We start from the raw sequence: 25,387 nt of genomic DNA, 5'->3' as shown, positions 1-25,387 counted from the left end.
TTTTAGTTTATCGTGCCGCCGAGGAGTGAGCCGCCGCTCGCGGTGACGGTGGCGTAGCCCCAGCCGTCGACCGCCGCACCAGCCGCGCCGCCTGCGCCGCCGGAGGCACCGGCGGCACCACCATCAAAACCGGGACCGCCCGGCGATCCGCCGTCGCCGCCGTAACCACCCGATGTGGGACCAGTGCCAGGCGCACCACCGCCGCCGCCGCCAAGCGCCGAGGCATCACCCCCCAAAGATCCGGCCGTCGAGCTGCCAAAGCTTCCGCCGGCAGCGCCGCCGGCAGCACCCGATCCCGCGGCCGTACCCGAACCACCACCGCCGCCGCCGCCGCCGGGACCGTTGAACCATATCGATGGCGTCGAGGAGGGAGACGCGCTGCCGCCACTACCGCCACCGCCGCCGCCACCGCCGGACCAGATCTTGGCCCCCGCGGGATAGCTGAGGTTGAACAGCGCACGGGAAAAGATGGCGGTACCGCCCGGGCTTCCCGGCGAGCCCGCAGTGGGTGAACCAACGGAAGGAGGAACTCCGCCTGACGCGCCTGCACCGCCAGCGCCCGCTGCACCGCCCTTGCCTTGGACCGTTCCGAGAACCACCAGGTTGACCGTGACGCCGGCAGGCCAGGAGCCGACGTGCACAGCCGGCAACCCCGTCGAGACAGACCCGATCACGACCCCTGCATTGATCGTGATGGTGACCGTGTCGCCGGACAGCGGCGCCGATGCATAGATGGAATCATGCGCGGTCCGCAGGTTGATGTTGAAGTTGTTCGCGTCGAAAATGATCTGGCGGTCGGTCAGATCGGCTTCCGGCGCCGTCCAGAGCATTTCCTCCGCTTCAACGGTGAATCGCTCCGGCGACGGATTGAGCCGGGTGACCTGTATCGGAATATTGGACTGGGCGCCGGTCGCGTCCTGAACACAGAAGGCCTCGACGCGATAGCCCACCCCCATCTCGATATCCGTTTCGGCATGGCGCGCCGTTGCGAAGGTCAAGCGGCGCGGCGGATCGCGGAATCGTCCGAGAATAATTTCGCCCAACCGATCGGCGACGGTTCGGCCGGCTTCGGGTATCCATCTGGACGTGATGGTCCTGATCGCCGCCGAGCCGTAGTCTTCCTCGGCTTCGTCGTCCTTCACCAGAGACGTAGACCGGAAGTTGTCGAGGTTCGAGAGCGGCTTGGTCGGGTCCTTCCGTCCGAAATAGGTGATGACCTGCGAAACCCGCAGGTCGGGCTGCTCTTTGATCGTCAGCGTGCCCTGCAGCGTGTTGTCAGGCGTAAACGTGTTGGCATCGGTGATGACGCCACGAAGCACCTGAAACCTGATCTTCTGCGCCAGATCGTCCCACCAGATCGCCAGCGCGGCCTGCTCGATCAGTTCATTGACCAGCGTGTTGACGGGCGTCGGCTCGCAGATGTCGGCGCTGTAGAGCGTTCCAAGAAACGCTGCGGTCTCCGCCTGCCAATCCGCCACATCGATATAGCTGTCGGGGATCAGCGTGAAGTTTCTCAGCAGGTTGGAGATGATGTTGGCAACGTCACCGTTCTGAAACCGAAGCACCAGCTGCGCACGATCCTGCGCCTTGTGCGAACTGGCGATCGTCCCAAGCTCGCCGCGTGTAATCGTCATCGTATCGCCGGAGCGCGTGAAGGAAACGCACTCGTTGCCGCCGATGCAGGCGAAGCCTGAGGACGGATACTCCGCGCCAATTCCTGACGGCAGCAGCGCGATGGACGTCGCGCTTGCATTGATGTCCGCCGACAAAAACCCATTGGACAACAGCGGCGCCTGCGCCCGGTCACCATCGGCCTGCTTTAAGGCGTCCTTTGCCAGGATGGTGTATTTGCCGTCCGGCGTCGGCCCATCGAAGCTATCGATGATGAAATGCCGCGTCTCCATGTCGGCGAGCTCTTCACCAACCACGCCGGAAATCCAGCGGATCGCCTGACCGCGCAGGAACGGCTGACGCGCGCGAAACTTGCCCCAGAACGTCCCTTGGCTGTAGGGGTCATAATCCCGGTCAGCAAGGTACTTGTCGAACCCCTCGCCCGTGTCGGAATGTGGCGCATCGACAAATGTGACGCTCAACGTCGCGCGCGTGCCAAGGTCCTTTCCAAGCGAGATCGTTGCCGGAGTGTATGCAATCTCGCTGATGAACGGAAAGCAGGCGATCTCATCGGGGAGAAAATCCGCCTGTTTAGCAAAGCGCAGCGTGACGTCCTCGGGATCGAAATTGTCCGTATCCTGACAGGTCGTCTTGCAATTGAAGCACTTGATCACGCCGGTCGTCGGTATCGACGCCGTGCACGGCGCGACGCCATAGGTAAGCGAGCAGAAAGGAATTTCGAACTCGATGAATTCGAGCGACTGCATCAAGCCACGCCCTTCATCTTCAAGTCGAAGGCGTGCAAGTTGGAGGGACCAACCGGGGATGGGTCTGGATCCTCGGTCAGCCTGGCATAGCCGATTTCAAGCGGATAGGTCCCCGGCCGCCAGCCGAAAAAGAACGGCTTACGCTTTCCGACGTCCGCGATAAATGCGTCCATGTAATTGCGGTACCAGTCCGGCGAGATCAGCGAGAACGGGGCTACAGACTCGCGCCAGGCCCCAAGTTCAATAGCTCCGAGGAAGTTGCCACTTTCGCTCATGTTGTCGATGACGCGCGTTCGCCGACCGTGCTTCATCGGAACGTGCCCCACATATAGCTTACGTTCCATGATCAGGAGCCGCCCAGCATAGACCACAGCCGCGCGCGGGATAGCCGTCCCTTCCTGTAGCCTGATCCTGATCTGCGCTAGCGATTGCAGGTCGGCACGAAACAACGCCGGACCATCGTCAGGCAGGATCACCTCCTCAACAATCTCCTCCCAGTCGCCGTCGATGAACCCCTCGATCGAAACCGGAATCTGCGCAGATCCCCAGTTGTGACGCGCGACGGCGACATAATCGATCGGGTCGACTTCGTTGGTGGTGATGGTCAGATACTGCTCGCTGTCGTCCTCCGCCCGCCATTCGAGATGCGTCGCTGGGTTGGCAAGGTTCGACGCCGGAAATCCCGCCTCCTCGGTATCGGCGACGATGGTGGATGCGGTGACGAGGTTGTGCCACCCGATGACGGGATGATCGAGCGTAACGCCTCCCGGTAACCCGGTGGGAGACGCCGCCTGCAGAACAATTGCACTGGAGATAACGATCGACATCAGGCCGGCACCACGTTCAAACGGTAGCCGTCACGGGTCATGTCATTCAGGCCGTCGATCAGCGCCCGGAACGCGTCGCGGGTCACGGCAATCGGCATGGAGAGATTAATCGGCTGCGCCCCGCCGGCGCCGCGGCGGGGATCTGCACCTCCGCCCTGCTCCGGACGCCAGACGTCAACCTGCTCACCCGGCGAGAGATCAAGCGCAACACGCTGGGAGTCCGGCCCGCCGCTACCCGGAACCGTGAACGAACCGCCGGTCATCATGCCGGTTGGAACACTCTGGGATTTGATCGACGCGACGAGGCTGGCGCCCTTCGCGAGCACGGCAGCGACCGCAGCGATATTGGCCGGGAAAGGCAGTTCCAGCGCCTTGGCCGCGCCGGTGAACATTGAGATCGTGCCCTGGATGACGCCGAACACCTTCGCAGCGGTCGCCATAGCGGACGACTCCTTGCTGAAGCTGCTCGAGATGGTGGCAAAGCTTCCTGCAATGGACTCGCTGGCCTGCCCCCACGTTGCGCCGGCGGCTTCCGCGATCTGCTGCTGACGCGCGGCGAACGTCTCCATCGTCATATTCGTGGTCTGGTAGACCTCCTGCAGCCGGGCCATATCGTTGGCGAACTTATCGGCCGGGTTCATCACCTGCATTTTGATGTTGGCCGCTTCGAGATTGAGCGCCGCTTGCGCGGAGGCAGCCGCTGCAGCGTTGATTGCGGCGACCTGGGCCGGCCCTAATGCGATCCCCTTGGATATCGCAATCTGCGTCGCCTCATAGGCCAGCCGAAGGCGCGCTTGCTCGCCGACGCTCTTACCGACTGTTTCGGTCTCCGCGTTCTGTGCGGCGACCTTCTTGGCTTGATTGGCAAGATAGCTCTTCAGCGCGTCCGCGTCCGTGGTATCGGCTACGCGCAGCGGTGCGTCCTTCTTCAGGAACTCACCCGCACTCCGAACCGTACCCATGAAGCCGTCCACACTCGCGGACATTTCCTTCATGGCCTGATCTGTCGCGTCCGGCTTCCACATCATCTGGACGCGTTCGCCGAGAGTGGAAAAGGCCGCGCTCGTCTCCGTGGCGGACTTCTTCATCGTCTCGAAGCCGGCGGTGAACTCGCCCTTGGTGAGCTGAGACAGACCTTCCATCAGGTTCGATGCGGTCGCGAAAATGCGCTCCCATGTCGTGATCAATGCGATTCCGACGGTGACGATACCCTGCATAACCGTAGCCAGCCCGTCGCCGATCTTGCTCCAAAGCTGCGACTCTTCGCGCGACTTCAGCATCACCGCCGACAGAGTTTCGAACGACGGCAGAAGTTTTGCCGTCATGGTGACGAACAGACCTTCCTTGATCTTGTCCATCCGCTTCAGGTTGTCGTTGAAGTTCTCCGCAGCGACGGTGGTCTTTTTGTCGAGCACGAGACCGTAGCGTTCCGCCTCGTCGGCGGACTGCTTCAGCCCGTCCTTTCCCAGGTTGAGCAGCGGGATCATCGCTGCACCGGCTTTGCCGAATAGTTCGATCGCGAGCGCGGTCTTTGCGGCGCCGTCGCGGTAATTCTCGAACTTCCCGGCAACGTCCGACAGAACATCCGACGACGACCGCATGGTGCCGTCTTGGTTCTTGACCACGACGCCCATGTCTTTGAACGCCTGACCGGCCGGCCCGGCGCCGTCGACAGCCGCCGACGTCATCGCCTTCGACAGTTTGCCCATCGACTTGCCGAGCGCCTCGCCTGACACGTCGGCGAGTTCTGCGGCGTAGCTGAGTTTTGATAGCTCCTGCGTCGTCAGTCCGGTCGACTGCGACAGCTTGTTCATCTTGTCGGCGCTGTCGATCGCCCTCTGGATCGAGCCCACGATCGACACAGAAGCAGCCGCAACGCCAGCCGCGACAGCCGCCATGCCGGCCGTAACGGCTGTGCCGAACGCGCCCAGCTTGGACTGCGAATCCTTCAGGCCCTTATCGAGCGCGGCGGTGTCTGCTCCGAGAACGACTCGAAGCGCGCCAATGACGGATTGACCGGCCATTCAGTGCCTCAGTTCGGCTTGCCTTTGAATTCGCCGCCCAGGGCAGCGGTCCATTGCTTTGCGACCGCGAGCATTTGCTCTGCGGTCTGCGTGTGACGCTCGCGGATCATAAGTTTTTTCAGAGCAGGGAATTTTTTTGACCGCGGGAGGGCCGCGGTATGCCAAGCCAGCCAGGCACGATCATTGTGCTCACGCTCCAGTTCGGCGATGCGGGCTTTCATCTGCCGCATATATTGGCGAGGAGTGCAGCGCCAGAAGTCGGATTCCTTGAAACCGACCTTCAGCCATTCATCTAGCCGACCGAGCCAATCTATTTTCGATGATTGATCGGCCTCTTCGGAGGGCGCGCTTCACTCTCACCCTTCGAATCCGGCAACGCTGCAGCAAAGCCGTTCACAATCAAGGCATATACGCCGAGCACGCCACCAATATCTTTCATGATCGTACCGGCCTGCTCGATGGTGACGTCTTTGTGCAGGTCGTGAAAGCCAGCCCAGAAGACAGCGCGGCAGAAGCCTAGCCGCATCTTCTTCATGCGGGCCTCAACGTCCGCCTGCGTCTCCGGAAGGGGCTTGCCTTTCGCGTCGAACTTCGGGCCCCAACTCAACAGCTCTCCGAAAATGTCGAAGATGCCGCGGTCTAGATACTCTTCAAGAGCAATGAATGCTCCGTCGGTGTATCGAAGCGTGTAGGACTTGCCAGAAGCCTCGAACGAGACTTCGCCATTCTCTTTGTTGTCCATCCGTTACGCCTGCACCAGCGTGGGCTTGCCGGTTACCTTGAACGTCACCGAAGCCGCCATCTTGTCGTCGAGCGGAGCGTCCGGCTCGAAGCCGGTCAGGATGCCAGCGAATGAGAAGTAGGAGCCGTCGGGAAACAGGATCTGGCGGTTCTTCGAGGCCAGCGGCCCGTCGAGGTCCATCTCCGCCATCAGCGCGGTTGTCGCGGAGCCGCCTGGGATGAAGTTCAGTTCGAGGCCGACCTCGCCGCCGTCCTTCAGGCCCGCGATGAACTCGCGCCAGGCGCCGGGGCTCTCCTCGTGGGTAGCGTCGACCGTATCGCGCGCCATGGCCGGCGGCGTGATACCGGTGACCTCCGCAAGCGTGGTGAACACTTCCGGCGACGCTCCATTGCCGGTCTTGAACAACGTCTGATAGCCAATGCGGGCACTGGTCGCCATCGGGATTACTCCATGTCTGATTTAGGGAAGCCCGCGACGTCGCCCCGGCGGGGATGGGGAACTATTTTCCGGCTGCGATCTTGGCTGCGAGCCGTTCTGCTTTTCTGGCGAGGCGGACGCGCGCCTTCTCGATTTGCTTGGCCAAGTCGTCTTTGATCCCGCTCAGCACCTTCATCACATTGCCGTCGAATGCCGGCCGGAGATGTGGTTGCGCGGCTTGGTGCGCGTTACCGAATTCAGTCTGTACGCCCTTCGCGTGCGGTCCTGGGCCGATGTAAACTTCGACCATACTTTCTTTGCGGTTCAGGCCCTTTTGCCTGCGCGAAAGCTTCTGCCCTACGGTGTAAGATTCCCGAAGTCCGCCTTTGAGGCGCGGCGCATTGCGCTCGCCTGCCTCCTTGATCGGAACGCCTTGCTCTTTCAGGGTGCGGAGCAAAACGTTTCTAGCGGTCGCCTTTGGAAGTTCGGTCATCGCCTCGTCGAGTTCGGCGAGCCCTTCTAGTTTGAAGGTCTGCCGGGCCATTACAGTTCCTCGTGATGGATGAACCAGTCCCGCATCACGCCGTACATCTGCACGGCATCGTCAAACATTTCTCGTTCGTCGGCCATGAACACGCCCTGTACCGTCACAGCGGAGCCACCCGACCCCATCACACCGCGATATCCGTCGAGGCGATCCTTCAACCGCCCCGCGAGCGTCACTGCAGCGTCGGCGCCAGGAGCCCATGCGGCGATCTGGAAGCGCGGCCGGACATAGCCGGTCGACGCCTGCATATCGTAGTCGCCCGCCCCGGAGATCCGGTTGTAGACGACGCTTGCCAGCTTCACACCCTGGGGAAGCACGATCGGGAATACCCGCGTGACCACCAAGGCGGAAATATTGGCATCGCCCAGCAGAAATTCGCGAAGCGCCGGGCGGATGTCCTTCATCAGGCCGAGACGCCCGAGTAGCCGAACAGCAGCTTCATAACTGTGGTCGACTTAGCGATGCCGATCACGTCGAAATACTCGCCGGTGCCTACGTCCGCGATCGGGGCAATTCCCCCGGCAGTTGCGCCGGACAGATAGTAAGTCACACCGGCGGTCATGCCTCCAAGAGTTATCTCGCCGGACCTCTGCACCGTGATCGGCTGGTTGGCTGAAGCTCCGCAAAGCGCGATCGCCTTCGCATCACGAGCCGCGGCGACCGCGGAGTCAGCATCGGCCTTCATCCAGTTTCCGGTGGAATCCTTGTAGAGCGCCTGCCCGGCGGTGATTGTTTCCCCTGCTGTTCCCTGCTCGGTGACGGCCCCGGCGCCGGGAAGCACGTTTGCCGCCGTGATGGTGATGTCGACCATGTCGAATTCCTTTCTGGTTGAGAATTTAGGTAGTTACGTCCGCGCGCCGCTGGGTGATGATCTTGAGACCTTCGCGGCGTCCGATTTCGCTGACGCCGAGGACGTCGTGAATTGATCGCTCCGGCACCACATACCCAGCATCCGCCGCCTGCGCTTCAGTCAGCGCCGGGTGGATAATCTGATCCAAGGGCGTCAACGCAGCCACGTCCGCCGAATGTCGGACTCGAAACTCGATCTGTTCGTAAGCCGTCTCTTCTGGTGCAGAAAACCGCTCGTCGGCGCGCACGGGCCACATTGACGCAGCTCGGCGCACAGCGAGCACGGACCATGTGTCAATCGGCTCTCCAGACGGAGAAGATCCTGACGTCTTTCGACGAATAGTGACGCGGCGATCGAGTTGACCGGATTTCATGGATCAGGCCAGGATCTGGAACGGAAACAGCAACGCCCGAACCGTCATAGGAATTTCAGTTACAATATTGCCGATGTTGACCGGTTCACGGTTCGCGTACCAATGCCCAATCAGCAAAAGGATAGCGTGCTTAATCGGTGCCGGAACGTCTTCCGGGTTGCCATATCCCGCCGTGTATTGGATGCGCACAGCCTCGCTTTGAGCGCGGACGGTTGGCCATGTCTCGTCATAGGCGAGCGTCACGCGTGGCGCGCCAGGCTGGCCGACCAACCGATAAATTGTGTCAGGCGCGGTCTGCTCTACCCCGTCGTCATCGTCGTACTTAACGCTGACGAGGTCGGCGACCGGCGGAAACGGCAACCGGATGTCACAGGTTCCGAATTCATCGCCGCGCCACTCCAATGTCTGGGTCAGGAGCGCACGGCCGAGCCATCCCGCAGGCCCATCAATGTGGGCAACAGCGGAGTCAATCAGCGCCTCGATGTACTCGTCATCATCGTCGAAATCGACGCGCAGGTGCTTCTTGGCCTCGTCGAGCGAAACCAAATCACCAACCGGCGCGTCGATAACAACAACAGGCATCAGTCAACCACGATGTAGAAAACGCCAACCTTGGTGGCGCCACCCTGCGCCAGAACGATCTTCACCCGATCATTGCCCACCGCAACCTTGTCGGTAACGGCAGTGCCGCCGGCCGCGTACAGAAGCGCAACGCCGACCTGTGAATGGAGCGGAGCACGCGGGTACCGGACTGCGGACGCGTTCACGTTCGCCTCGGTCCAGATATTCTCACCGGTTGTTTCCGCAGTGATCGTGAAATCCACGCCGTCGGTATAGGGCGTCGTTCCGTCCTTGACGTAGTTGACGCCGTGGATCTTGCCCGAAATGCGCGGGGTGTATGCCGTAACGGTGCCGTCGGCCGCCGTGGTGACGGTGACTTTGTATCGCTTCATGGTCGTTCTCCTGGTGGTGCGGCGCCGGAGCGCAGGTGGCGGCCTTGCGGCCTACTTGCGCTTGTTGCGCGGGTGGTGCGTCTTGCTGGTGCTCGGTACCGGCTCGGCCTTGTTAGCCGGCGCTGGTTCGGATTTGTTCAGCGGCGCGGGTTCCGCCTTAACCGGCTCGGCCGGTTTCGCGGGATCAAGCGGCCTATCCGCGGGTCCGAGAAGCTCCAGCACCTTCGGGACGAGGTGGCCTAGCTCGGCCTGCGTGCCCTCTCGGGTGTCGCCCTCTTCGTACATGCGGTCGCCTTCGTGACGGCGAAGCACCTTGAATTTCATCTTGTCGGCCATGGTCGCGATCTCCAATGAGAGGAGACCGGCGGCCTGGAGGCCGCCGATCAGATTGCGTTAGGCCGCCAGAGCGGTGTCGAAGTCGCCGTAAATGAACGCTTCCGGCCGATAGACTGCGAGCGCGACGCGCTCTTCGGCCAGGATGGTGACGAGGTTCTTGATGAAGTCGTCTTCGTTCTCGGTGGCGATCTCCACGCGCGCCGTCCAGCGATCGAACACCTGTGCTCCGAGCTTGAATGCACCGGTGAGGAACTTGCGGACGGTCATCGACTGAGTGGCGACCACCGGCAAAGCCCACAGCGTGGGCGTGGTGGTGCCCTGCGGGTTGCCGATGATGTAGCGACCGGTGGTGTCCTTCAGCGTCTCGATGCCCGCCCAATCGGTCGGGTGCATGACGTGACCGGACGCCGGATATTCCGCCAGCGCTGCCTGCAGCATCGCGAGCCGAAGCACGTCGATGATGTTGAGGTCAGCCAGGGACACCGGCGCCGAATAGGCGGTCGCCTGCGGGATGATGCCGTTCAGGTTCTGACCGGTGTTATCACCGTTCAGAAGCTGGGATTCCTCCTTGTAGGCCAGGCCGTACAGAAGGCGTTGGTCGATGATCGAGCGAAGCTGTGAGATGTCGCTCAGCACCTGCCGCGACGCCTTCATGTAGTGCGCGATGACCTTCGCGGACGTCGACACCAGATCCAGCTTGATATCCGACGACGGTTTGGCCGCGCCTTCCGCCACCATGCCGGCATTGTTGGTGAAGCCGGTTTCCTTGACGTACTCCAGCGTCGACCCGTCCATTTGACCCTGCGAGAGAAGGTCGCGGACGGTCATCCGGCGCTGGGGAAGCGGGAGGATGCCCGGAAGACGGGTGTTCTGGATCGCGTCACCGACCGAGCCGGCGGCATCGGTGGTGAGCGACGTCAGCGTGGCCTTGGTCTGCAGGTCGATACGGCCGCGCGGATTGGCCTGAGCCAGGAACTGCTTGACCTTGTCGTCGCCGACAAACATTTCGCCCATGGTCTTGGGCTTGTCCTGCTCGCCCTTGGTGCCTTCGAGAACCTTCTGTTCGAGCGTCGCAAGCTGCTCGTTCAGCACGTTCATTTTGATGATCGTATCGTCGGCCTTGTCCTTCTGCTCGGTGGACATGGTGACACCCTTGGCGGCCTCGGCGAGCGCCTTTTCGGCGATCTCCTTGACGGCATCGAAGGACTTCTGGAACTCGGCTTTCACTTCGCCAGCCAGTTCGGCAGCGGTCTTGTCGGTCATTGGTTTGCCCTTTCGGCAGAGGAGGAAAAAATCAACCGGCCTTCAGGAGACCCTGCAGGAATGCGGTTGCGTCACTCGCCTTGACGTCGGGCTCCCCCCGAAGATGTGGCGCTGCCTTGCCGGCGATTGCCGCGGCAAGACTTTTCGAGAAACCTGCATCCCGCAGGTGGTCCTCAAACTCGCGGACGGTCGGCAATGCGCCGCCCTCCAAAATTGCTTTGACGCCGGTCACCCGCGCTTGAATATTCATCGGCATGGTGACGAGCGAGATTTCGCGGAGATCGATCTTGGAAAGCCTGGTGACGCCGCGGCGCTTCGGGTCCGGCTCGGAACCACCCGCGGGGATCCCGTACCCGATCGACATCCCACCCAAGGCTTTTGCTTTCAGCTTTCCATAGGCGCGCTGCGCGGTCGGATCGCCTTCAAGAATGAGCTGGCCCTTGACGTACAGGCCCTTGGAATCTTCGGCGATGTCCTTCCAGACGCCGATCGGTTCCCGCTGATCGTGCTGCCACAGCATCGGAATGGTCCGGCCGTCGCTCTTCGCCTTCACCACGCTCTCGATGAACGCGCCCGGCTCGACGATGTCGCCGCCCTGGTCGACATTCCCGAAGGTTGAAGCGTAGCCCTCGAACTCGCCAGCCTCGCTGAGGCTCTTGGTCTCAAAGGTGAAATCGAAGTGCTTCATCTATTCGCTCCCGACGACGCGCAGTTTCGGCGCGGCTGGTGCTGGCTTGGGCTCCGGCTCTTTGCCGGCTTCCGTGAGAGGCACGTTCTGCATCTGCACGCGGTTGATATCTCCGCCTTCGACCGGCGGCAGGTTTTCCCAGGCACAAACTTGATTGACGTTCAGCCAGCCATCATTCAGGCCGGCTTTGTAGAAGGCCGCGCGCGCGGCGCTATCACCACGGAGCAAGCCCTCAAGATTGAATTCCACCGTCACGCCTGCAGCGCGATCGGCGGCAGTGAGCAGCCGCTTCTCAATGGCCTGCTCGATCCGCTTCAAGCGGCGCCGGAGATTGAATTTCTGAAAACCGAGCACCTGCTCGGCAAGACCGGTGCCCCAGCTCGTCGACTTCTCGGTATGTCCGATCATGAACGGCGGAACCCCGAAGAACCTGCAGACCTCGTCGACTGAAAAGCCGCGCGTCTCCAGCATCTGCGCGTCTTCGGGGTTGATCGAGATCGGCTTATATTCGAGCCCACCTTCCGCGATGTACGGGCGGCCGGTATTCATGGCGCCCATATACTTCTCGGCCAAGCGCTGCTCGACCATCTCGCGCTGATCCTTTGTCAGCCATTCCTTGAAAACGAACTGGCCCGACGGCCGCATCCCGTTTGAGAACGTGTCGCGCGCGGCGCGGTCGGTGGCGAGTGCCAGACCGAAGGTGTTGCGAGCAAACGAGAGCGTCGACAGACCACCCAGCGGACCGCCGCCGAAGCCGCGAATGTGGAGAACCGTATCATCGAAGCGCTCGAAGAACTGACCGTCTTCCGACCACCGGTAACGAATACGACCATTGTCAGCGCGATCGACGGACATGATGTCCGGCCGGATCGGCAGGAGGGATACCGGCTTTTCACCGGACCGAATGATCCGCGAATAGGAGTTGCCCCAGAACTCCAGGCTCGACTGTACGAACTCGAGATAATCGACCGCGGTCTGATCCGAGTTCGGATTGTCGTGCAGGATCCGGTAAAGCGGATGATCCTTTGCGACCTCCCGCGAGCCGTCTTTCTTCGTTCGGTAGACCATCAGCGGCAGCGTTGCGATGGTGCCTGCGATCAGGTTGACGCAAGCCCAAGCAGCAGACAGGCCGAGCACGCCGGAAGGCGTCACTTCTTCTCCCGCCGGCTTGGTGTCTCCCCCGTTCCAGCCCGTCGGGTCTTTGATGTCCAGCGTCCGACGGCGAAACGTCGTCACCGCCTTTCGCAGCAAGCCCATCATGTTCAACCAGCCAAGCTTGCGAGGAAGTCGTCAATCGTCGGCCCGGTCGTGGCGCGATCTCGCGCTTTCAACCCGACCATCATTGTCAGCGCCACCGCGGGATCGATGCGGAAGCGCGCTTTGTCTTTGTCCAGCTTCCTGTTGCCGGCCGGGTCCATCGTTGCGACTGCGTTAGCCATCGCCCAGGTTAGGACCGGATTTGATGGGTGGATCAGGTTGCGTTCGATGACTTCAAGCTCCAGCGCATCGATCGCAGGAGCCATGTCCTTGAAACCCTGCCCCCACGGAATCAGGCGAAGCCCGCTTCCCTGCTTCTCTTGGCCCTTATCTTCCCAGGCCGCGAGCCCGATGCGATCGAACTCCCGCAACAAATCAGCGATGCGCCAGCGGTCGTATGCGAGCCCGAGAACTTTGAAGGACTTCACCAGTTCGGCGATCTTGTTCGCCACCACCGCAGGATCAATTGATCGTCCGGGAGAGACGAGCAGGTGTCCGGCCTTTTGCCATTCACCGTACCGGTTATTGCCGGAGCCGAAGTCGCGGTCGCTGTGATCCTTCAGAAGTTCTTCCGGCTTCCAGATGAACGGCCGGACCTTTGTTTTCTCTCCAGCGCTACCCATGACGAGCGCGGTGAGGTCGACCACCGCCGACATATCCAGCGCCAGATAGACCTCTTCCTTTTCTGCGAAGTCCACTGGACCCGCACAGGCCATCCACTCCTTGCGCGAGATCAGCGACGCGATCGGTGCGACACGCTGGTTCAGATACAGGTTTCGAAATTTCGGCTCTTCCGCCGGCATCCGCTCCGCTTTGTCGGCGATAGCTTTGAGATCGGCGAGCGACCTGAAGTCGCCTAGAGCGGGGTTGGCCTTCTTCCAAACCTTCGGATCGAAAACGTCTTTGCAGTCTTCCGGGACTTCGTAGAGATGGCAGACGATGCGCGGATCCTTGGCGCCAACACCGTCATCAATAAGCTTCGACAGAATATGTTCTGGATCGTTCGATTGCGTAGAGATGACCACAAAAAGCGGATCAGCACGGGCACCAAACGAGGTATCGAGGACGTCGTACAGTTCCCGGTTCTTCGCCTGCGCCAGCTCGTCGAAGACGACGAATGTCGGATTCAGGCCGTGCTTGGTCCCGCTCTCGCTGGACATCGCGCGATAGAAACTGCCGTTCGAGTAACAGGCGATGGTCTTCGTGGAGTCGACACACCGCAGTATTTCGGAAAGTTCAGGATCGGCGCGCACGATCTGCGACGCCATCTTGTAAACTTGCGCGGCCTGCTCGCGATCGTTGGCGGCCGAATAGATTTCACCGTTCTGGATCGATTCCGGCCCGATCAGATGCGTCAGCACCAGGGCCGCGATCAGCGCCGTCTTTCCGTTCTTACGCGCGATCGAGAGGATGGCACGACGCACGACCCGTAGCCCGTTGGCGCCGTGCGGTTCGTAAATGTCGCGGATGAACCGCTTCTGCCACTCGCGGAGCCGAAACCGGCCTCCCTGCCCCTCGCCCGATGGAACGACTAGCTGCTCAATGAAGGCGATGACCCGGTCTGCCCGAGCAGCCCGGCGAACTTGCTTTTCCGCTGCTTTGCGCCTGGCAGTTTGAGCGCGGCGCGGCTTTTTGGATCGAGCCCGAGCCGGTCGCCGAGGCTTGCCATCAGGGCTGCCTGCTTGTTTAGAATTGCCAGCCATGGACTCTGCGCCTCGGCGCCGTTGTCGCCCACGGTGATGACGTGCTCGAAGTTCGGGTCATTGATCGTGTGGGCCGCCAGCTTGTGCAGCGCCCAGGCCGTGCCGAACGCGGAGAGAAGGAAGCTATCCAAGGCCGAATAGATGTTCGCCGGCATCGACTGCTTGATCACTTCGATGCAGCCGCGGGCGTCGTCGGACAGATGCTCCGGGATGAACGGTTCACCGAGAGCCTCAATTCCGCTCTCCTCGATCACCCGCTTTCCGGGATTCCCTTCGAGCTTTTCGAGCGCCGCGAGCTTTGGCTTTGGTCCTCTCTTACCCAAAACAAGACCCCCGACGTGAAAACTTGCGGAATTTAGATTTGCAGGGGGCCGCCGGTCTAGCCGCGAAGGGCTCCGAAGTTTTGGACCGCCCCCCGGGCGGGGGAGAAACGCGAAAAGAAATAAAACTTCACGTTATTTTATTTCTTGAGGCCATCCATCAGCATCGACCTCTTGTCTTGCTCGACCACCACGCTCGATGCGCTGCTCATCCACATCATGACAGTCAGCACAGCTGGAGCTTAGGTTGGTGGGATCCCAGAACAGCGCTGCATCACCCTTGTGTGGTGAGGTGTGGTGCGCAACCGATGCTGCCACTACTCTGTTCCTTGATGCACAGCGCTCACATAGTGGCTGCTTAGCCAGCTGAGATGCACGTAGGGCCTGCCACCTAGCGGTACCGTACCATGCACGCCAGGGGTTCTCGGCCCTACGCTTGGTGTCGTATTCCCGGTTACGTTGCCTGCGCTCTAGCGGCTTAGGCAGGGTGCACCATGGGAGCGCTATCGAATGGCACCTCAGGATCAGCATGATCCATGGCGAGTTCATCTCGAAAGAACCCCGATCCTGCAACTAGGCCGATAATAGCTCGACGAGCCCTTATGCGCGACTTTCCGCCATCTTCAGCTTTGGGGCCTGGAAACTGAATTACATTGTTCATCCAGCGCACCTTGGGGTAGCCTCCATTTACAAATGGAGATGGAAAATGCAGGTTTTGTACAGCGGTCAGTCGATGCGCGACGCGATGATTGAAGTCTTCAAGCGCCTGCCGAATAACGGCGAATTAGTTATAAAAACGGTGAATGGAGAAAGTTACAACGCGTACCAACCCGTAACCATATTCCTCGACTTCATACGGTTTCAGGATAGCGCGGGCCCGACCAATCAGCGGACGATGAATATTATGATTTCGGCGATCTCTGAGATAAGCCATCCTTGAGGCGACGAGCCGCCACGCCGCAGAAGCGGCGAAAAACCGGCCTTAGCCGGTGTCAAGGCGTTCCACTTATCGCCCTCAGGCGCAGAGTTGAACTGGGTATCCGCACAAGACAATTCGAGCGCTATTCGATTTGCCACAATTCCGCAACTAATTATTGTGGTTGTTCACAGATCGTCAGACACCGTGGCGAGGCTTGTCCTTGCCTTTGACCGATCGCCTCAGCTGCTCGACAATTTCGAGCGTTTTGGGCATATGCCCTGACTGTTTGCCGTGCTCAATGCTGAGGCGCTCTGCGGCGTTGGCGGCCGCATCGAAAGCGCTGAGAATGACCGTCTCTGCCTGTGGAAGCGCTTTGATAACCTCGCTGAGAACACCAGATACGATGAACTGTAGCGCCATAGTTTCGGCAGCTAATAGATCAATCTGTTGTTTGTGTTGGACTAGAGCGGCTTTAACTTCTTCGATTTCATCCATTTTATGCTGCCACCACCATATCCGCCCTCAATGTGTGGCGGATCATGCCGAAGAGTACCTGTATTCGGCCCTTGCTGTCGACCTCATCGACGGTCGCGACGAGACCAGCATAGACACCTCCGTCGGCGTCGATCCGGACCCTCTCGCCCCGCTTGAACTGAGACCGCTTCAGGAACTCGTAATGCTCCTGCATCTGCCGACGGTAGACCGATTGAACGGCGCTGTTCGGCAGGATGACCGGCTTTCCCTCCTCGTTGCGCATGAAGTCGCGGACGCCGCGCGTCGCCAGCACCGACGATAGCGGCGCTCCGTAGCGGAGGAAGCCGTATCCTGGGAACATCGGCTTCGCGATCACCCGCGTTACCTTGTGGCCATTCTTCCCGAGCCGTCCAGTCTTCACCCGACGTCGCAGCACCGGTACAAACATTTCAAGCCCGAGTTCATGCAGCCGCCAGACCGTCGTCAGATCCTGCTGCGGTTCTGTCAGCATGACGTACCAGGGCGCGTCCGGAATCGATGTCGCGACGGGCTGCGGGTCAATCAAATCCTTCACAATCATCACGCTGCATTCTCCTCTGCCGGCGCTATGCGTTCGCCGAAATCGTTGAAACCTTCTGGCCATTGCGATGCGAAGTACCAGCCTCGACGCCCCGTGACCTGTCCGTTTTCGTCGCGATGGTCGGTTGATGGCGTGCCGCGCCGGTTGAGCCGGAACGCCTCCGCCTGGTGGCAAGCCCACTCCGGCGTCCCCTCGTCGACCCAAACCTTTCCTGACGCCACGACCTGCAAATGCGGCGCGATCGCGTGTGCGGCCCGCACAGCGCTATCGCAATAGGCCAGAGAGGCCATGTCCTCTTTGCGGTTCAGCAGCGGCGTGCAAGCGGTCTGGATCGTGTTCGTCGAGATGCCCTCGTAGACCCAGACGTCGATCGGGCTTAGATCAGGCACCGACCATTTTTTGCCAGATCGGATCGCAGCCAGCATGACGCGAAGCGCCAAGGCCTGCTTTTCCTGCCCTTCGTCCAAAACGACCGCCTCTGCAGCGGCTGTGGCTTTGGAATTGGAATGTGGTTCTTGCTTCTTGGGTTTATCCTTACCCTTAACAGGGGGGTTAACCCCCTCCTTATCCTCACCGACCAGCTCAGGATTACCCCCGGTCGAACCCCAATCCTTGGCCTGCTGTGCCTTCGCCTTATCCCGGACCATCTTTCGTGAGTAGATCACCTTGTCGTCGGTGCGGCTGTACACTCCAGCGACTTCAAGCTCGCACATCAGTTTCATGACCTCGGTCAAACCGATTCCAGCGAGCTGCGCCAACTGCTTGTTGCTGACTGCTACGCCGTTGTTCACTAGATGGCCGTAGGGCTCCGCATCGTGCATGATGCAGAGCATCTCCATCCAGAGGCCGCGCGCGCCGATGCTGCACAGGCGCAGCTTCGTATTCCCGCGCCAGTTAGCCGGAAAGAACTTGAACCACGGGTGCTTGTCTTTTGGCTTCGCCACTTATGCCGCCCGTTCCTTTGCCTTCTCAAGCCGACGGCCGCGGGAGATCAGAGCCCTCGCCTCGTCCTCATCGCACCGAAGCAAGCCCTTTACGGACGCCACGCGCTCCGATTTCGGCAGCATCTTCGCGACCTCGTTGACGATGCCCGCCTTGACGTCTCTCATTCGGTTGTCGGTGACTGGTTTCATGCGTCTATACCCCTGAGCGTGGAACAAAACGTTTCATGTGCAACATTCCGCGATGCCTTGCGCCAACCCCTCATGTAGAAGGCGTGGCAGTCGCCGCAGTAGCGCTGATTGGGCCGCGGATTGGGTTGGTCGCACCGCGAGCAGCGCGGATGGTCATCGTTTATCCCGCGCTCACGGCGCGCTGGCGCGTCTGTGAATGGATCACCGCATCTTCTCCCCTGCTTCACCGGCCACGGCAGACCAGCCGGCGCCGTCGATGTAGTTGTCCGCCCGATATGGTCCCGTGTAGCGCCTGGCGATCTTCAGACCTTCCATCATGTTCGCGACGTCATGTGCGTTCAGGGGGCGCGCTGGCGCGGCTCCGGCGGCCGCAAGGATGCCGTTCCAGATCGCGGCGATGCGCTCGATGCCCTCGGTGACATCGCCATAGGCGGCCTTCCTGTCGCCGCTGACGAGCCCGGCGGCCTTCTCTGCTACTGTCTTAGCTTTCATGCCGGCACCTTGCAGATCAGTGAGCCCCACCGCGGGCAGATGGACGCGTGACGTCGCCGGGATCGCCCTGCCCCAACTTGAATGATGACGTCATTCTTGACCGCCCTTCGGTAAATTGTGCCCCAAGCGCGCAGCGTGGGTGGCTGGGGCTCGTCAGCGAGAATGGCAGCGTCGCTCACGTCTTCCGAAATGAAGCTGTCATGGGTCTTTGCGAACTCGACGAGAAACGCATAGGCACGGTCGTTCCAGCCGACATGCTCGTCTTCCGCATGATCCGCCGCCAGCTTCATGCCGGCGTCGCGCTGTGCTCGCGATTCTGCGAGTTCGAAAAGGTCCATCATGCCACTTTCCGCAGATCGCGCTGATACTTGCGAATGCGCATCTGAATGTGGTGCGCGCGCTCCGCCTGGGTCATCTGCTTCGGCGGCTTCAGCCGCTCGGCGCAGTGCGGGCAGTAGCTGGCGCCCGGAATCGTCTCGTTACCGCAGGCGAGATAATCGGGACCGGGCGGCTCGTCTGCGATGAACCGGCACTGGTTAGGTGAGAACTCCATCCAGTCGCGAAGATCGCGAGTCGGGATGCGCAAGTCGCCAACGAAGTCCGGCGGAACGATCGGGGCTGGAGCTTCCATGATAATCCTCGCTGTGATTGGTTTGCCGCGGCGCCTCGCGTCGTATATTTTCTGGCGTTCGAGCCGACGAATTCTGGCCTCTGCTGGGTCCATACGCGGCTTGATGGTCTTAGCTGGCAGTCCGAGCCGATGCGCCTTGCCGATGATGGCGTTCCTTGTGACGCCCATCGCGGCCGCGATCTGGCTGCAGGTTCGATCCGCATCCCAGTGGCGCTTCAGTTCTTCGATCTTTTCGTCCGTCCAGACGAGGTCCGGCCTGTACGCCATCACGCAAGATTCCCACCTAACGAGATGGCTAAGGCGCAAAGCTCTTGGGCTAACGCAGTGTCTCTCGTTCGAAGGTGGTCGATCCTTCGAATGCCGCTCAGAATCGACGTGTGGTCACGCCCGCCAAAGCGTCGGCCGATCTCAGGAAGAGATTTCCCGGTCAGCTCCTTCGCTAAGAAATATGCGACATGCCGAGGCCGAACGATGTTCGCCGTTCTTCGCGCGCTGAGCATGTCGCGAACCGTGACGCCGTAATACTCCGATACGGCGCGCTGAATGTCTTGGACCTGCAGTTTGCGGGGCGCGAACACTCCTGGCGCGTAGGTCTCGGAAAACCTGACGAGTTCGTAACACCAGACGTAGGAGTACGCGGGAGCGACGTATCGCAGGACGGGCACCACATTCTCTTCCGCTATCTTGGGCACGCCAAACGGCGTGTTCGGTATCGAATAGCTGCGATCGTCTCGACGAGGGACGACCATTGTGGCGCGCCGCGCAATTGCCTCGTGGAATTGCCTATGGCGTTCGGCCGCCTTTGCTTGCCTTGGTGTCAGAGCTTGAAGCATGGCGCTGCCCTCAGTTGGAGTTGCGATTGCCGCCCATCGCGGGGCGGACGATCTTGCGAAGATTGACAACCTTCTGCTCGACGTCGGCAGCCTCTTCGTCGAGGCGTCGCGCTTCGGCCGGTGTAAGGTTGCCGTCGGCGCTGGCATCAATCGCAGCCGAGATCAGTTCACCGGACTCGCGCGCCACCTGACCGGCAGCGTGCGCGAGATCGGCCGCCACGGCAGCGTCGACATTGCGCGGCGTGAGGTCGAAGCCGAGAAGGTCTGCCCATGCGCGAAGGATGACGGGATCGCCTGCAGCCCGATCGAGTTCAGCGCAAACATCGATTGGCGCGAAGATCGGAACGTCGTGGTTGCCGTACTGCGAAAGCCTGGATGCAGCAGCCCGCACCACTTCCGACGCTGCGTTAGGGCCTCCAGCCAATTTCACGGCGCGCCGTGTTGCTGCCTTCAGTGCATACTGCGCGTCGGTGAGTGCTGACATCATTGTTCCCGTAACGTTTCGCGCTTCTATTAATTTGCCGCAGTACCGCGCTCTCGTGTTTGTTCCGGCCTATGGAACGGCCTTACGCAGACGAAATGGATTTCATCGAACTCGCCGCAGTGACGCGGAACGCAATTGAATTTCTGATGATGTCGCGAGTGACGGCCGCCACCGCACCGAACGTGTTCGGCGCCGATGCAGTGACGACCGCCTGGCTCCCCGGCGGGGGATCTGCAGCGACCGTCATCTGCCGGGCATGGACCCGCACAGTCGCCGAAGTTGAAATGAGGGCATCCGCCGCCGCGAGGCTGGGGGCTGAGCATTCGGCGGCGGATGCATTCTCACCAGACGCGATACAGGCTGGCGGAATTTGAAATTGATATTCAGGGGTCATGCTGCGCGCTCCGGTTCAGAGGCGCTCGGCGTCGGCCGAGGAACAGCGGAAGGCCAGTCGAGACCATCAGGCCAGTTTGACGAAAACCAATTGATTACTTCGTCGTATTTCCGGACCGTGAAGTTTTTTCGATCATCATGAAGCCGAGCAAAGAAGGGAGAGTCGTTGGCGATTATCCGGCCCAAAGTCGTGAGCTTGACCTCTTTACGACCCGCGTATGCCTCAGCGCATTTGAGCAAGTTTTGTTTGCAAGATTCTTCGAACGACTGTTCCATGGGGAAGATCGTATAGTAGAAATATTCCCACTTTGCAAGGAAAAACGTGGGAACGATCCCATTGGAAAGAATCCCTGAGAAATGGGATAAATTCCACATGACAGACAGCAACATACTCAGGGAAAGGGTCCGGGCCCGCCTCGCGGAACTTGACCGATCGCCGATAACCGCGGCTGTAAAGGTCGGGCTGGATCGCACCTACATCCGCGATTTCATCGAGGGCAAAAAGGCTTCCCTACGATCGGACAAGAATGAACAGGTGGCCCGAGCGCTTGATTGGACCGTGGTCGATCTAATTGGTGCGACCGGAGTATCTGCAAGGCCGGGGGCTAGCGGGCCTCCCGTACTTGGACCGCCGACTTCGATTCCCGGCGACCAACTCGTCGGCGCCCGAGATTTCCCGATCTACGCCGCCGCCGCCGGTGGGGAAGGCTTCATGATCGTCCACACCGACGTGATGGAGTACGTGAAGCGACCGGTTATTCTGGAGGGCGTGCCAGAGAGCTACGGGGTGTTAGTGGTGGGCGAATCGATGGTCCCGGCCTATCGCCCTGGAGACATGGCGCTGGTCCACCCGCGGCGCCCGATCGAACGGGATGCCGACGTCGTCCTGTACGACCACGATCACCGAACCGGCGACGCTAAGGCAATGATAAAGCGGCTGGTCAATTTTAACGACCGCTCGTTCAAGCTCGAGCAGTACAATCCCGCCAAGACCTTCACCGAGCACCGCGCCGACTGGCCGATCTGCCATCAGGTGGTCGGAATGTATAAGGGGCGAAGGTAGCGGATTATAATTTTATAATCTATAGTTGAGTTCGCGTTTTATGCAGTACTGTTCCTGCGGTTTTTTGATTTGAAGGCAAGGTGCGCGGATGATTTATGGAGTTTACTGCCGTAAGGAAACTAGGCTCCAATCGAAGGAAATTGCGATCATACAGGCAAGAACGTCGGAGATTAGAGGAACCGCGGGTCGGTTTAATTATGGCCCAACTGTGCGAGGGTACGCATTTCCGTTGGCGGATACCGAACGGGGGATCGAGTTCACCACTGAGGTGAAGCCCGAGCCTAATCAAGGACCACTTCACGTTAATTGGTACGCGGATCGAACGCCGGGGATCACATTGATCACGGTCGATGGAGAGGACTACGCATGCCTAAAGGCAAACGTAACCAACAAGCAGCCCTGAAGGTCATACGGCAAAACAAGCATGAACTTGATAGCGAACTTGAACCCCAAGCTGTTCTAGGCCGCGCTCTACGTTTTTTTACGATGAACGTACATAGCGACTCTGACGATCTAGACGAGTTTGAGTATGCTGCGTTCTGCATAAACAACTCCATGCACTTCAGCCTTCGGCATTATCGGAACGACCCGAAGAAAATAACTTCGCTTTATACTGAGCCCATGGAGCAAGCTGAGGCCGTGCAGCTTGTGAAGCTCGCTTGCGAAAAATTTGGCGTTGAGGAGTCCGTACTGCACTGGATCCGAGGAAATAAATTTGTCTATGGGCAATTAGAACCGCTAAATCACCAGCTGAAAGAGCGAGAGTCGCGAGATGTTGTCTTAAAGGCCGCCAGTTGCTTTCCTGCTCGCAGAGCGACAACCGCACAAATCAAGGATTTCATTGAAAGCATTATCGAGTTCTCAGAGATTGACTTGAGACCGTTCCCCTCACGGCCCACCGAGCCAAGATGGCGTCAAATCGTCGGTAATGTTGTCTCCCACGCAGAGGCGTCTAGAAGTATTTTCACGATGGGATATGCAAGAAAGACCGCTTCTAACGAGATCATCGTGACGGGAAAGGGAGTCGAGTACCTTCAGAGCATCGGCTTTTCTTTGGCCGAAGCCGCCTTGTAGCCTGGACCCAACCAGCAAAGCTGCGACGCACCTGGCACGGCCAGTTTGTCCCACACAAACCAAGCGTAGGCTGTGGTCCCAGTGCCCTGCTGCTTCGCCCCAGCAGGGTAGAATGTGATGCGCTCACTGAAAACCCAAACTCTTGAGGGTGGATTCTTCGAAAAAATCGTCTTGTACCGATTGGCACCTTCCAAAAAAGCCAACCTCAGTAGAAGGGCGACTTTCCTTTTTGAACTCGATAGGCCAACCCTTAGAAAACCCTCTGCTGCATTGTAAGGAGGGTTCGTGACGATATTGTCGGCCTCTCTGCCGCATGAAAGGAAGTCGATACCGACTTCGCCGTAACCACGGTCGTAAAGATCTGAAGCAATCACGTCGTTCCCGCGGCTACCGAGCACCTTTGCCATTGTGCCGTCACCACATGCCGGCTCCCAGATTTGTCCTTCAAATGGCTCGTTATCCATTAGCGCTTCCACTGCCCAAGCAGGCGTGGGGAAAAAATCTGGACCATCAAGGTCGGCGAATCGCTTCATTGTCGGCTTAAAGCCGCCATTGAGATTGTAAGTCGGGTCCATTTTCAACCTTGTGTCCGATGCACCTTGATTAACACGCTCCCGGGGAGCGCTATACGAAATCTTCGGGAATTAAGCCAAAAGTCTTCAGTATTCTGGCATCCTCAAAATCTCCTGAAGCCGGATCGCCTGTCCGGCTGAAAGCAATCGCCCCGCCCTTCCCTGCCATGTTCTCAGCCCGCCGAATGGCTGCGGATGCGCTTTGCGCTTGTTGAGCCTGGCCAGCTACCAGGCGCCCGCCCTTCGTCAGTTCGAAACCCTGAGCTACGTAATACGTCGCGGTATTCATACAGCCGCACTCCCTTTTTTGATTGCCCGGGAGGGTGACTCCGAAAACAGAACATTTCAAGAACAAAGATCGGTAGAATATTTCCCACCCCTCCTATTGCAAAGTGGGATTTCTTCCACTATCATTCTCCCACGCTCAGGCAACCAGCCGGGCGCCGGGAGACCGAAATGCCCTCCGCCGTTCGCCGCACCAAGTACGCAGCCGCCACCGACGCGATGGTGTGCCTGATGTTGGATATCCGCGGCCGCGCCCGTGAGAATTCGCTGCAGGTCTACTCCTACGGCCTGAAGAAGGTCGTCAACCTTCCCCGGAAGCTGATCGTCCTCGAGACGCCGGACGCGCGCCGCTGGGCCGCGATCTCCGTCCCGCGCTGGCTGATCAATCGCGAGATGCTTTGGTCGAAGCCCGACCTTCCGCCCCTCATGAGCGCGTTTTGCCGCGATCGTTCTTACGACATGCGAACGCCGGACATGATCCGCGACGAAGGCGAGCGAGCCTTGGCGGAATACATCGCCAGCCAGCAGAACAAGTACCGGCTCCTGCCCGGCCAGCATCTCAGCAATCACAAGTTCGATCGTTTCAGCGGCAACGCTTTTGCTTGAGGGTCACATGAACAAACACGTCGCATCCGAAACCGTCGTTCCGTTCCGCCGACCACTCGAGGCTGTGCCGCGATGGGAGATCGTGAAGGTCATGTCGGAGTACTTGATCGCGGCGATCCTTCACGACGGCCTCGACACGTCCAGCGATATCGACGTCATCGAATGCCTCCTCAGTACGCCCGAACGCTTCCAGTCGCGAGTGGTGCTGAACCACCTCGACGACGCGCTGTACGAGGCCAAGCAGCAACTGATAGCCCGCGAACTAGGAGATGCATAATGGACCAGACATTGGTTGCCGCATTGGCATTGGTTGTGTTCGCTGCGTTCGTCGTGTTCGCCTACATCGTCAACGAGGAACGCAAGAGCCGACGGTCGCCAGCCCGCGCCGTTCACTCCGGTCCGGACGACGTCGAGAAGCGCGCGAGGCGCGCATTCTGATGCTGCGCCAGCGATCACCCAGGCAACGAGACGAGAAGCACCTAGCGTTCGTGCGCGCGAAGCCGTGCTGCGTCTGCGGATCGGCGCGCAACGTCGAGGCCGCACATATCCGGATGGCCTGCCCGGCCCGCGGTAAGCCGCCGACGGGCATGCAGGAAAAGCCGGACGACCGCTGGTCGACGCCGCTTTGCAACTACCATCACCAGTCTGGGATCATGGCTCAGCACAAGATCGGCGAGCAGGCGTTCTGGTTTGAAGTTCACGGCCGCAACCCGTTCGATATCGCCGAACGCCTTTGGATCGAATCCGGTGGCGCAGAACGTGCGCTGAAACCAAAGCTCGTTTTACGCGTCGTCAGGACCGCACCACGCAAGCCGCCAGAGCAGCGCCGCAAGATCCCGGCCGGACGGCCGCTGCAGTCTCGCGGGTTCGAACGGAGGCCGTCATGACCGGAATGCTGGTTCAAGAAATCAAGCAGCCATTCGAAGCCTGGCGCTACGAAGGAAATCTATCGGGCGCGCCCGCGTGGGTTCAGAGAAGCTGCTCGCGCAACGATGCGGGCGAACTGATCCACACCCGCTACTCCGGAACGCAGGTCGTGAACGAGGGCGAATACCTTGTTCGTGAGCTTGATGGATGGGTTTGCTTCTACACGTCCGACGAATTTTGGGAAAAGTTCGAGGAGCGCGCGAAATGATCCGGCGCCCCGAAATCCCGTCATGGATCGTCTTC

General features: G+C 60.0%; 40 protein-coding genes. 9 read left to right on the top strand and 31 right to left on the bottom strand.

Features of this window, described 5'->3' with window-relative positions:
- Window positions 1–2: 2 nt before the first annotated feature.
- The 19 genes from JQ558_RS30755 to JQ558_RS30670 all read right to left on the bottom strand — a co-directional run bounded on the left by JQ558_RS30755 (window position 3) and on the right by JQ558_RS30670 (window position 15,209).
- Window positions 3–2,378 (bottom strand): hypothetical protein, encoded by a 2,376-nt coding sequence (locus tag JQ558_RS30755; protein ID WP_212296131.1) that lies wholly within the window; start codon window positions 2,376–2,378, stop codon window positions 3–5.
- Window positions 2,378–3,205, bottom strand: coding sequence for a hypothetical protein (locus JQ558_RS30750; protein WP_212296130.1), 828 nt, complete (start codon window positions 3,203–3,205; stop codon window positions 2,378–2,380). The genes JQ558_RS30755 and JQ558_RS30750 overlap by 1 nt, the downstream gene beginning before the upstream one ends.
- Window positions 3,205–5,229 carry a hypothetical protein gene (locus JQ558_RS30745; protein WP_212296129.1) on the bottom strand — a complete coding sequence of 675 codons (2,025 nt, stop codon included), beginning with the start codon at window positions 5,227–5,229 and terminating at the stop codon, window positions 3,205–3,207. The genes JQ558_RS30750 and JQ558_RS30745 overlap by 1 nt, the downstream gene beginning before the upstream one ends.
- Before the next feature lie 8 nt (window positions 5,230–5,237).
- Window positions 5,238–5,450: a hypothetical protein gene (locus JQ558_RS30740; RefSeq protein WP_212296128.1), complete on the bottom strand. Its 213-nt coding sequence runs from the start codon at window positions 5,448–5,450 to the stop codon at window positions 5,238–5,240.
- Between the two features lie 89 nt (window positions 5,451–5,539).
- Window positions 5,540–5,971, bottom strand: coding sequence for a hypothetical protein (locus tag JQ558_RS30735; RefSeq protein WP_212296127.1), 432 nt, complete (start codon window positions 5,969–5,971; stop codon window positions 5,540–5,542).
- 3 nt (window positions 5,972–5,974) lie between these two features.
- Window positions 5,975–6,409: a phage tail tube protein gene (locus JQ558_RS30730; RefSeq protein ID WP_212296126.1), complete on the bottom strand. Its 435-nt coding sequence runs from the start codon at window positions 6,407–6,409 to the stop codon at window positions 5,975–5,977.
- A gap of 61 nt (window positions 6,410–6,470) precedes the next feature.
- Window positions 6,471–6,932: a hypothetical protein gene (locus JQ558_RS30725; RefSeq protein WP_212296125.1), complete on the bottom strand. Its 462-nt coding sequence runs from the start codon at window positions 6,930–6,932 to the stop codon at window positions 6,471–6,473.
- Window positions 6,932–7,339, bottom strand: coding sequence for a DUF3168 domain-containing protein (locus tag JQ558_RS30720; RefSeq protein WP_212296124.1), 408 nt, complete (start codon window positions 7,337–7,339; stop codon window positions 6,932–6,934). The genes JQ558_RS30725 and JQ558_RS30720 overlap by 1 nt, the downstream gene beginning before the upstream one ends.
- Complete coding sequence (locus JQ558_RS30715) at window positions 7,339–7,746, bottom strand: hypothetical protein (RefSeq protein ID WP_212296123.1); 408 nt, start codon at window positions 7,744–7,746, stop codon at window positions 7,339–7,341. Before JQ558_RS30715 ends, JQ558_RS30720 begins: the two co-directional genes overlap by 1 nt.
- A gap of 25 nt (window positions 7,747–7,771) precedes the next feature.
- Window positions 7,772–8,158 carry a head-tail adaptor protein gene (locus JQ558_RS30710; RefSeq protein WP_212296122.1) on the bottom strand — a complete coding sequence of 129 codons (387 nt, stop codon included), beginning with the start codon at window positions 8,156–8,158 and terminating at the stop codon, window positions 7,772–7,774.
- 3 nt (window positions 8,159–8,161) lie between these two features.
- Window positions 8,162–8,740 (bottom strand): head-tail connector protein, encoded by a 579-nt coding sequence (locus tag JQ558_RS30705; protein WP_212296121.1) that lies wholly within the window; start codon window positions 8,738–8,740, stop codon window positions 8,162–8,164.
- Window positions 8,740–9,111: a hypothetical protein gene (locus JQ558_RS30700; RefSeq protein ID WP_212296120.1), complete on the bottom strand. Its 372-nt coding sequence runs from the start codon at window positions 9,109–9,111 to the stop codon at window positions 8,740–8,742. Before JQ558_RS30700 ends, JQ558_RS30705 begins: the two co-directional genes overlap by 1 nt.
- Window positions 9,112–9,162: 51 nt before the next feature.
- Window positions 9,163–9,447, bottom strand: a complete 285-nt coding sequence (locus JQ558_RS30695; protein WP_212296119.1) for a hypothetical protein — start codon at window positions 9,445–9,447, stop codon at window positions 9,163–9,165.
- Between the two features lie 57 nt (window positions 9,448–9,504).
- The gene (locus JQ558_RS30690) at window positions 9,505–10,710 is read right to left on the bottom strand and encodes a phage major capsid protein (RefSeq protein WP_212296118.1); all 1,206 of its coding nucleotides are present in this window, start codon (window positions 10,708–10,710) and stop codon (window positions 9,505–9,507) included.
- 31 nt (window positions 10,711–10,741) lie between these two features.
- A complete protein-coding gene (locus JQ558_RS30685; protein WP_212296117.1) occupies window positions 10,742–11,398 on the bottom strand; it encodes an HK97 family phage prohead protease in 657 nt (218 codons plus the stop codon).
- Window positions 11,399–12,658, bottom strand: coding sequence for a phage portal protein (locus tag JQ558_RS30680; RefSeq protein ID WP_249142716.1), 1,260 nt, complete (start codon window positions 12,656–12,658; stop codon window positions 11,399–11,401). It lies immediately after the preceding gene.
- A gap of 2 nt (window positions 12,659–12,660) precedes the next feature.
- Window positions 12,661–14,199 (bottom strand): terminase TerL endonuclease subunit, encoded by a 1,539-nt coding sequence (locus JQ558_RS30675; protein ID WP_312015053.1) that lies wholly within the window; start codon window positions 14,197–14,199, stop codon window positions 12,661–12,663.
- Window positions 14,187–14,612 (bottom strand): P27 family phage terminase small subunit, encoded by a 426-nt coding sequence (locus JQ558_RS37975; RefSeq protein ID WP_312015051.1) that lies wholly within the window; start codon window positions 14,610–14,612, stop codon window positions 14,187–14,189. Before JQ558_RS37975 ends, JQ558_RS30675 begins: the two co-directional genes overlap by 13 nt.
- Before the next feature lie 201 nt (window positions 14,613–14,813).
- Window positions 14,814–15,209, bottom strand: a complete 396-nt coding sequence (locus tag JQ558_RS30670; RefSeq protein WP_212296193.1) for an HNH endonuclease — start codon at window positions 15,207–15,209, stop codon at window positions 14,814–14,816.
- Between the two features lie 175 nt (window positions 15,210–15,384).
- Here JQ558_RS30670 and JQ558_RS30665 point away from each other — a divergent pair, with 175 nt between their 5' ends.
- Window positions 15,385–15,618, top strand: a complete 234-nt coding sequence (locus JQ558_RS30665) for a hypothetical protein (protein ID WP_212296115.1) — start codon at window positions 15,385–15,387, stop codon at window positions 15,616–15,618.
- Between the two features lie 174 nt (window positions 15,619–15,792).
- Here JQ558_RS30665 and JQ558_RS30660 read toward each other — a convergent pair whose 3' ends face one another.
- From JQ558_RS30660 to JQ558_RS37540, 9 genes are all read right to left on the bottom strand, one after another.
- Complete coding sequence (locus JQ558_RS30660) at window positions 15,793–16,092, bottom strand: hypothetical protein (RefSeq protein ID WP_212296114.1); 300 nt, start codon at window positions 16,090–16,092, stop codon at window positions 15,793–15,795.
- Window position 16,093: 1 nt separating this feature from the next.
- Complete coding sequence (locus tag JQ558_RS30655; RefSeq protein WP_249142724.1) at window positions 16,094–16,651, bottom strand: transcription termination/antitermination protein NusG; 558 nt, start codon at window positions 16,649–16,651, stop codon at window positions 16,094–16,096.
- Window positions 16,651–17,595 carry a hypothetical protein gene (locus JQ558_RS30650; protein ID WP_212296112.1) on the bottom strand — a complete coding sequence of 315 codons (945 nt, stop codon included), beginning with the start codon at window positions 17,593–17,595 and terminating at the stop codon, window positions 16,651–16,653. Before JQ558_RS30650 ends, JQ558_RS30655 begins: the two co-directional genes overlap by 1 nt.
- Complete coding sequence (locus tag JQ558_RS30645; protein ID WP_212296111.1) at window positions 17,596–17,784, bottom strand: hypothetical protein; 189 nt, start codon at window positions 17,782–17,784, stop codon at window positions 17,596–17,598.
- Window positions 17,785–17,985: 201 nt separating this feature from the next.
- Window positions 17,986–18,276 (bottom strand): DUF6378 domain-containing protein, encoded by a 291-nt coding sequence (locus tag JQ558_RS30640; protein ID WP_212296110.1) that lies wholly within the window; start codon window positions 18,274–18,276, stop codon window positions 17,986–17,988.
- Window positions 18,273–18,617, bottom strand: coding sequence for a hypothetical protein (locus JQ558_RS30635; RefSeq protein ID WP_212296109.1), 345 nt, complete (start codon window positions 18,615–18,617; stop codon window positions 18,273–18,275). The genes JQ558_RS30640 and JQ558_RS30635 overlap by 4 nt, the downstream gene beginning before the upstream one ends.
- Window positions 18,614–19,174, bottom strand: coding sequence for a GcrA family cell cycle regulator (locus JQ558_RS30630; protein WP_212296108.1), 561 nt, complete (start codon window positions 19,172–19,174; stop codon window positions 18,614–18,616). Before JQ558_RS30630 ends, JQ558_RS30635 begins: the two co-directional genes overlap by 4 nt.
- The gene (locus JQ558_RS30625) at window positions 19,174–19,740 is read right to left on the bottom strand and encodes a helix-turn-helix domain-containing protein (RefSeq protein ID WP_249142715.1); all 567 of its coding nucleotides are present in this window, start codon (window positions 19,738–19,740) and stop codon (window positions 19,174–19,176) included. Before JQ558_RS30625 ends, JQ558_RS30630 begins: the two co-directional genes overlap by 1 nt.
- A 10-nt stretch (window positions 19,741–19,750) precedes the next feature.
- Entirely contained in the window at window positions 19,751–20,224 is a 474-nt protein-coding gene (locus JQ558_RS37540) for a phage regulatory CII family protein (protein WP_249142714.1), read from the bottom strand.
- Window positions 20,225–20,319: 95 nt separating this feature from the next.
- Here JQ558_RS37540 and JQ558_RS30620 point away from each other — a divergent pair, with 95 nt between their 5' ends.
- Complete coding sequence (locus JQ558_RS30620; RefSeq protein ID WP_212296106.1) at window positions 20,320–20,598, top strand: hypothetical protein; 279 nt, start codon at window positions 20,320–20,322, stop codon at window positions 20,596–20,598.
- Window positions 20,599–20,614: 16 nt separating this feature from the next.
- Here JQ558_RS30620 and JQ558_RS30615 read toward each other — a convergent pair whose 3' ends face one another.
- Window positions 20,615–20,893, bottom strand: a complete 279-nt coding sequence (locus tag JQ558_RS30615) for a hypothetical protein (protein ID WP_212296105.1) — start codon at window positions 20,891–20,893, stop codon at window positions 20,615–20,617.
- Between the two features lie 97 nt (window positions 20,894–20,990).
- Between JQ558_RS30615 and JQ558_RS30610 the strand changes: the two genes are divergently transcribed.
- Entirely contained in the window at window positions 20,991–21,680 is a 690-nt protein-coding gene (locus JQ558_RS30610) for a helix-turn-helix transcriptional regulator (protein ID WP_212296104.1), read from the top strand.
- Window positions 21,681–22,046: 366 nt separating this feature from the next.
- Window positions 22,047–22,754, top strand: coding sequence for a hypothetical protein (locus JQ558_RS30605; protein ID WP_212296103.1), 708 nt, complete (start codon window positions 22,047–22,049; stop codon window positions 22,752–22,754).
- Here the strand turns inward: JQ558_RS30605 and JQ558_RS30600 are convergent.
- Both JQ558_RS30600 and JQ558_RS30595 read right to left on the bottom strand, forming a co-directional pair.
- On the bottom strand, window positions 22,715–23,329 hold the full coding sequence (locus JQ558_RS30600) for a hypothetical protein (protein ID WP_212296102.1): 615 nt from the start codon (window positions 23,327–23,329) through the stop codon (window positions 22,715–22,717). The genes JQ558_RS30605 and JQ558_RS30600 overlap by 40 nt on opposite strands.
- Window positions 23,330–23,378: 49 nt before the next feature.
- Window positions 23,379–23,615 carry a hypothetical protein gene (locus JQ558_RS30595; protein WP_212296101.1) on the bottom strand — a complete coding sequence of 79 codons (237 nt, stop codon included), beginning with the start codon at window positions 23,613–23,615 and terminating at the stop codon, window positions 23,379–23,381.
- A 167-nt stretch (window positions 23,616–23,782) separates the two neighbouring features.
- Between JQ558_RS30595 and JQ558_RS30590 the strand changes: the two genes are divergently transcribed.
- Genes JQ558_RS30590 through JQ558_RS30570 form a run of 5 tightly spaced genes read left to right on the top strand, consistent with a single transcriptional unit; the run spans window position 23,783 to window position 25,352 of the window.
- Window positions 23,783–24,217: a hypothetical protein gene (locus JQ558_RS30590; RefSeq protein ID WP_212296100.1), complete on the top strand. Its 435-nt coding sequence runs from the start codon at window positions 23,783–23,785 to the stop codon at window positions 24,215–24,217.
- 7 nt (window positions 24,218–24,224) lie between these two features.
- Window positions 24,225–24,494, top strand: a complete 270-nt coding sequence (locus JQ558_RS30585) for a hypothetical protein (RefSeq protein ID WP_212296099.1) — start codon at window positions 24,225–24,227, stop codon at window positions 24,492–24,494.
- Complete coding sequence (locus tag JQ558_RS30580) at window positions 24,494–24,655, top strand: hypothetical protein (protein WP_212296098.1); 162 nt, start codon at window positions 24,494–24,496, stop codon at window positions 24,653–24,655. Before JQ558_RS30585 ends, JQ558_RS30580 begins: the two co-directional genes overlap by 1 nt.
- Window positions 24,655–25,104: a DUF968 domain-containing protein gene (locus JQ558_RS30575; protein ID WP_212296097.1), complete on the top strand. Its 450-nt coding sequence runs from the start codon at window positions 24,655–24,657 to the stop codon at window positions 25,102–25,104. The genes JQ558_RS30580 and JQ558_RS30575 overlap by 1 nt, the downstream gene beginning before the upstream one ends.
- Complete coding sequence (locus tag JQ558_RS30570) at window positions 25,101–25,352, top strand: hypothetical protein (RefSeq protein ID WP_212296096.1); 252 nt, start codon at window positions 25,101–25,103, stop codon at window positions 25,350–25,352. The genes JQ558_RS30575 and JQ558_RS30570 overlap by 4 nt, the downstream gene beginning before the upstream one ends.
- The last annotated feature ends 35 nt before the right edge of the window (window positions 25,353–25,387 follow it).

This window comes from Bradyrhizobium sp. AUGA SZCCT0160, from assembly GCF_018130105.1.
Taxonomy (GTDB): domain Bacteria; phylum Pseudomonadota; class Alphaproteobacteria; order Rhizobiales; family Xanthobacteraceae; genus Bradyrhizobium.
The sequence above is the reverse complement of the archived record's forward strand: the minus strand, read 5'-3'. Positions and strand labels throughout refer to the sequence as shown.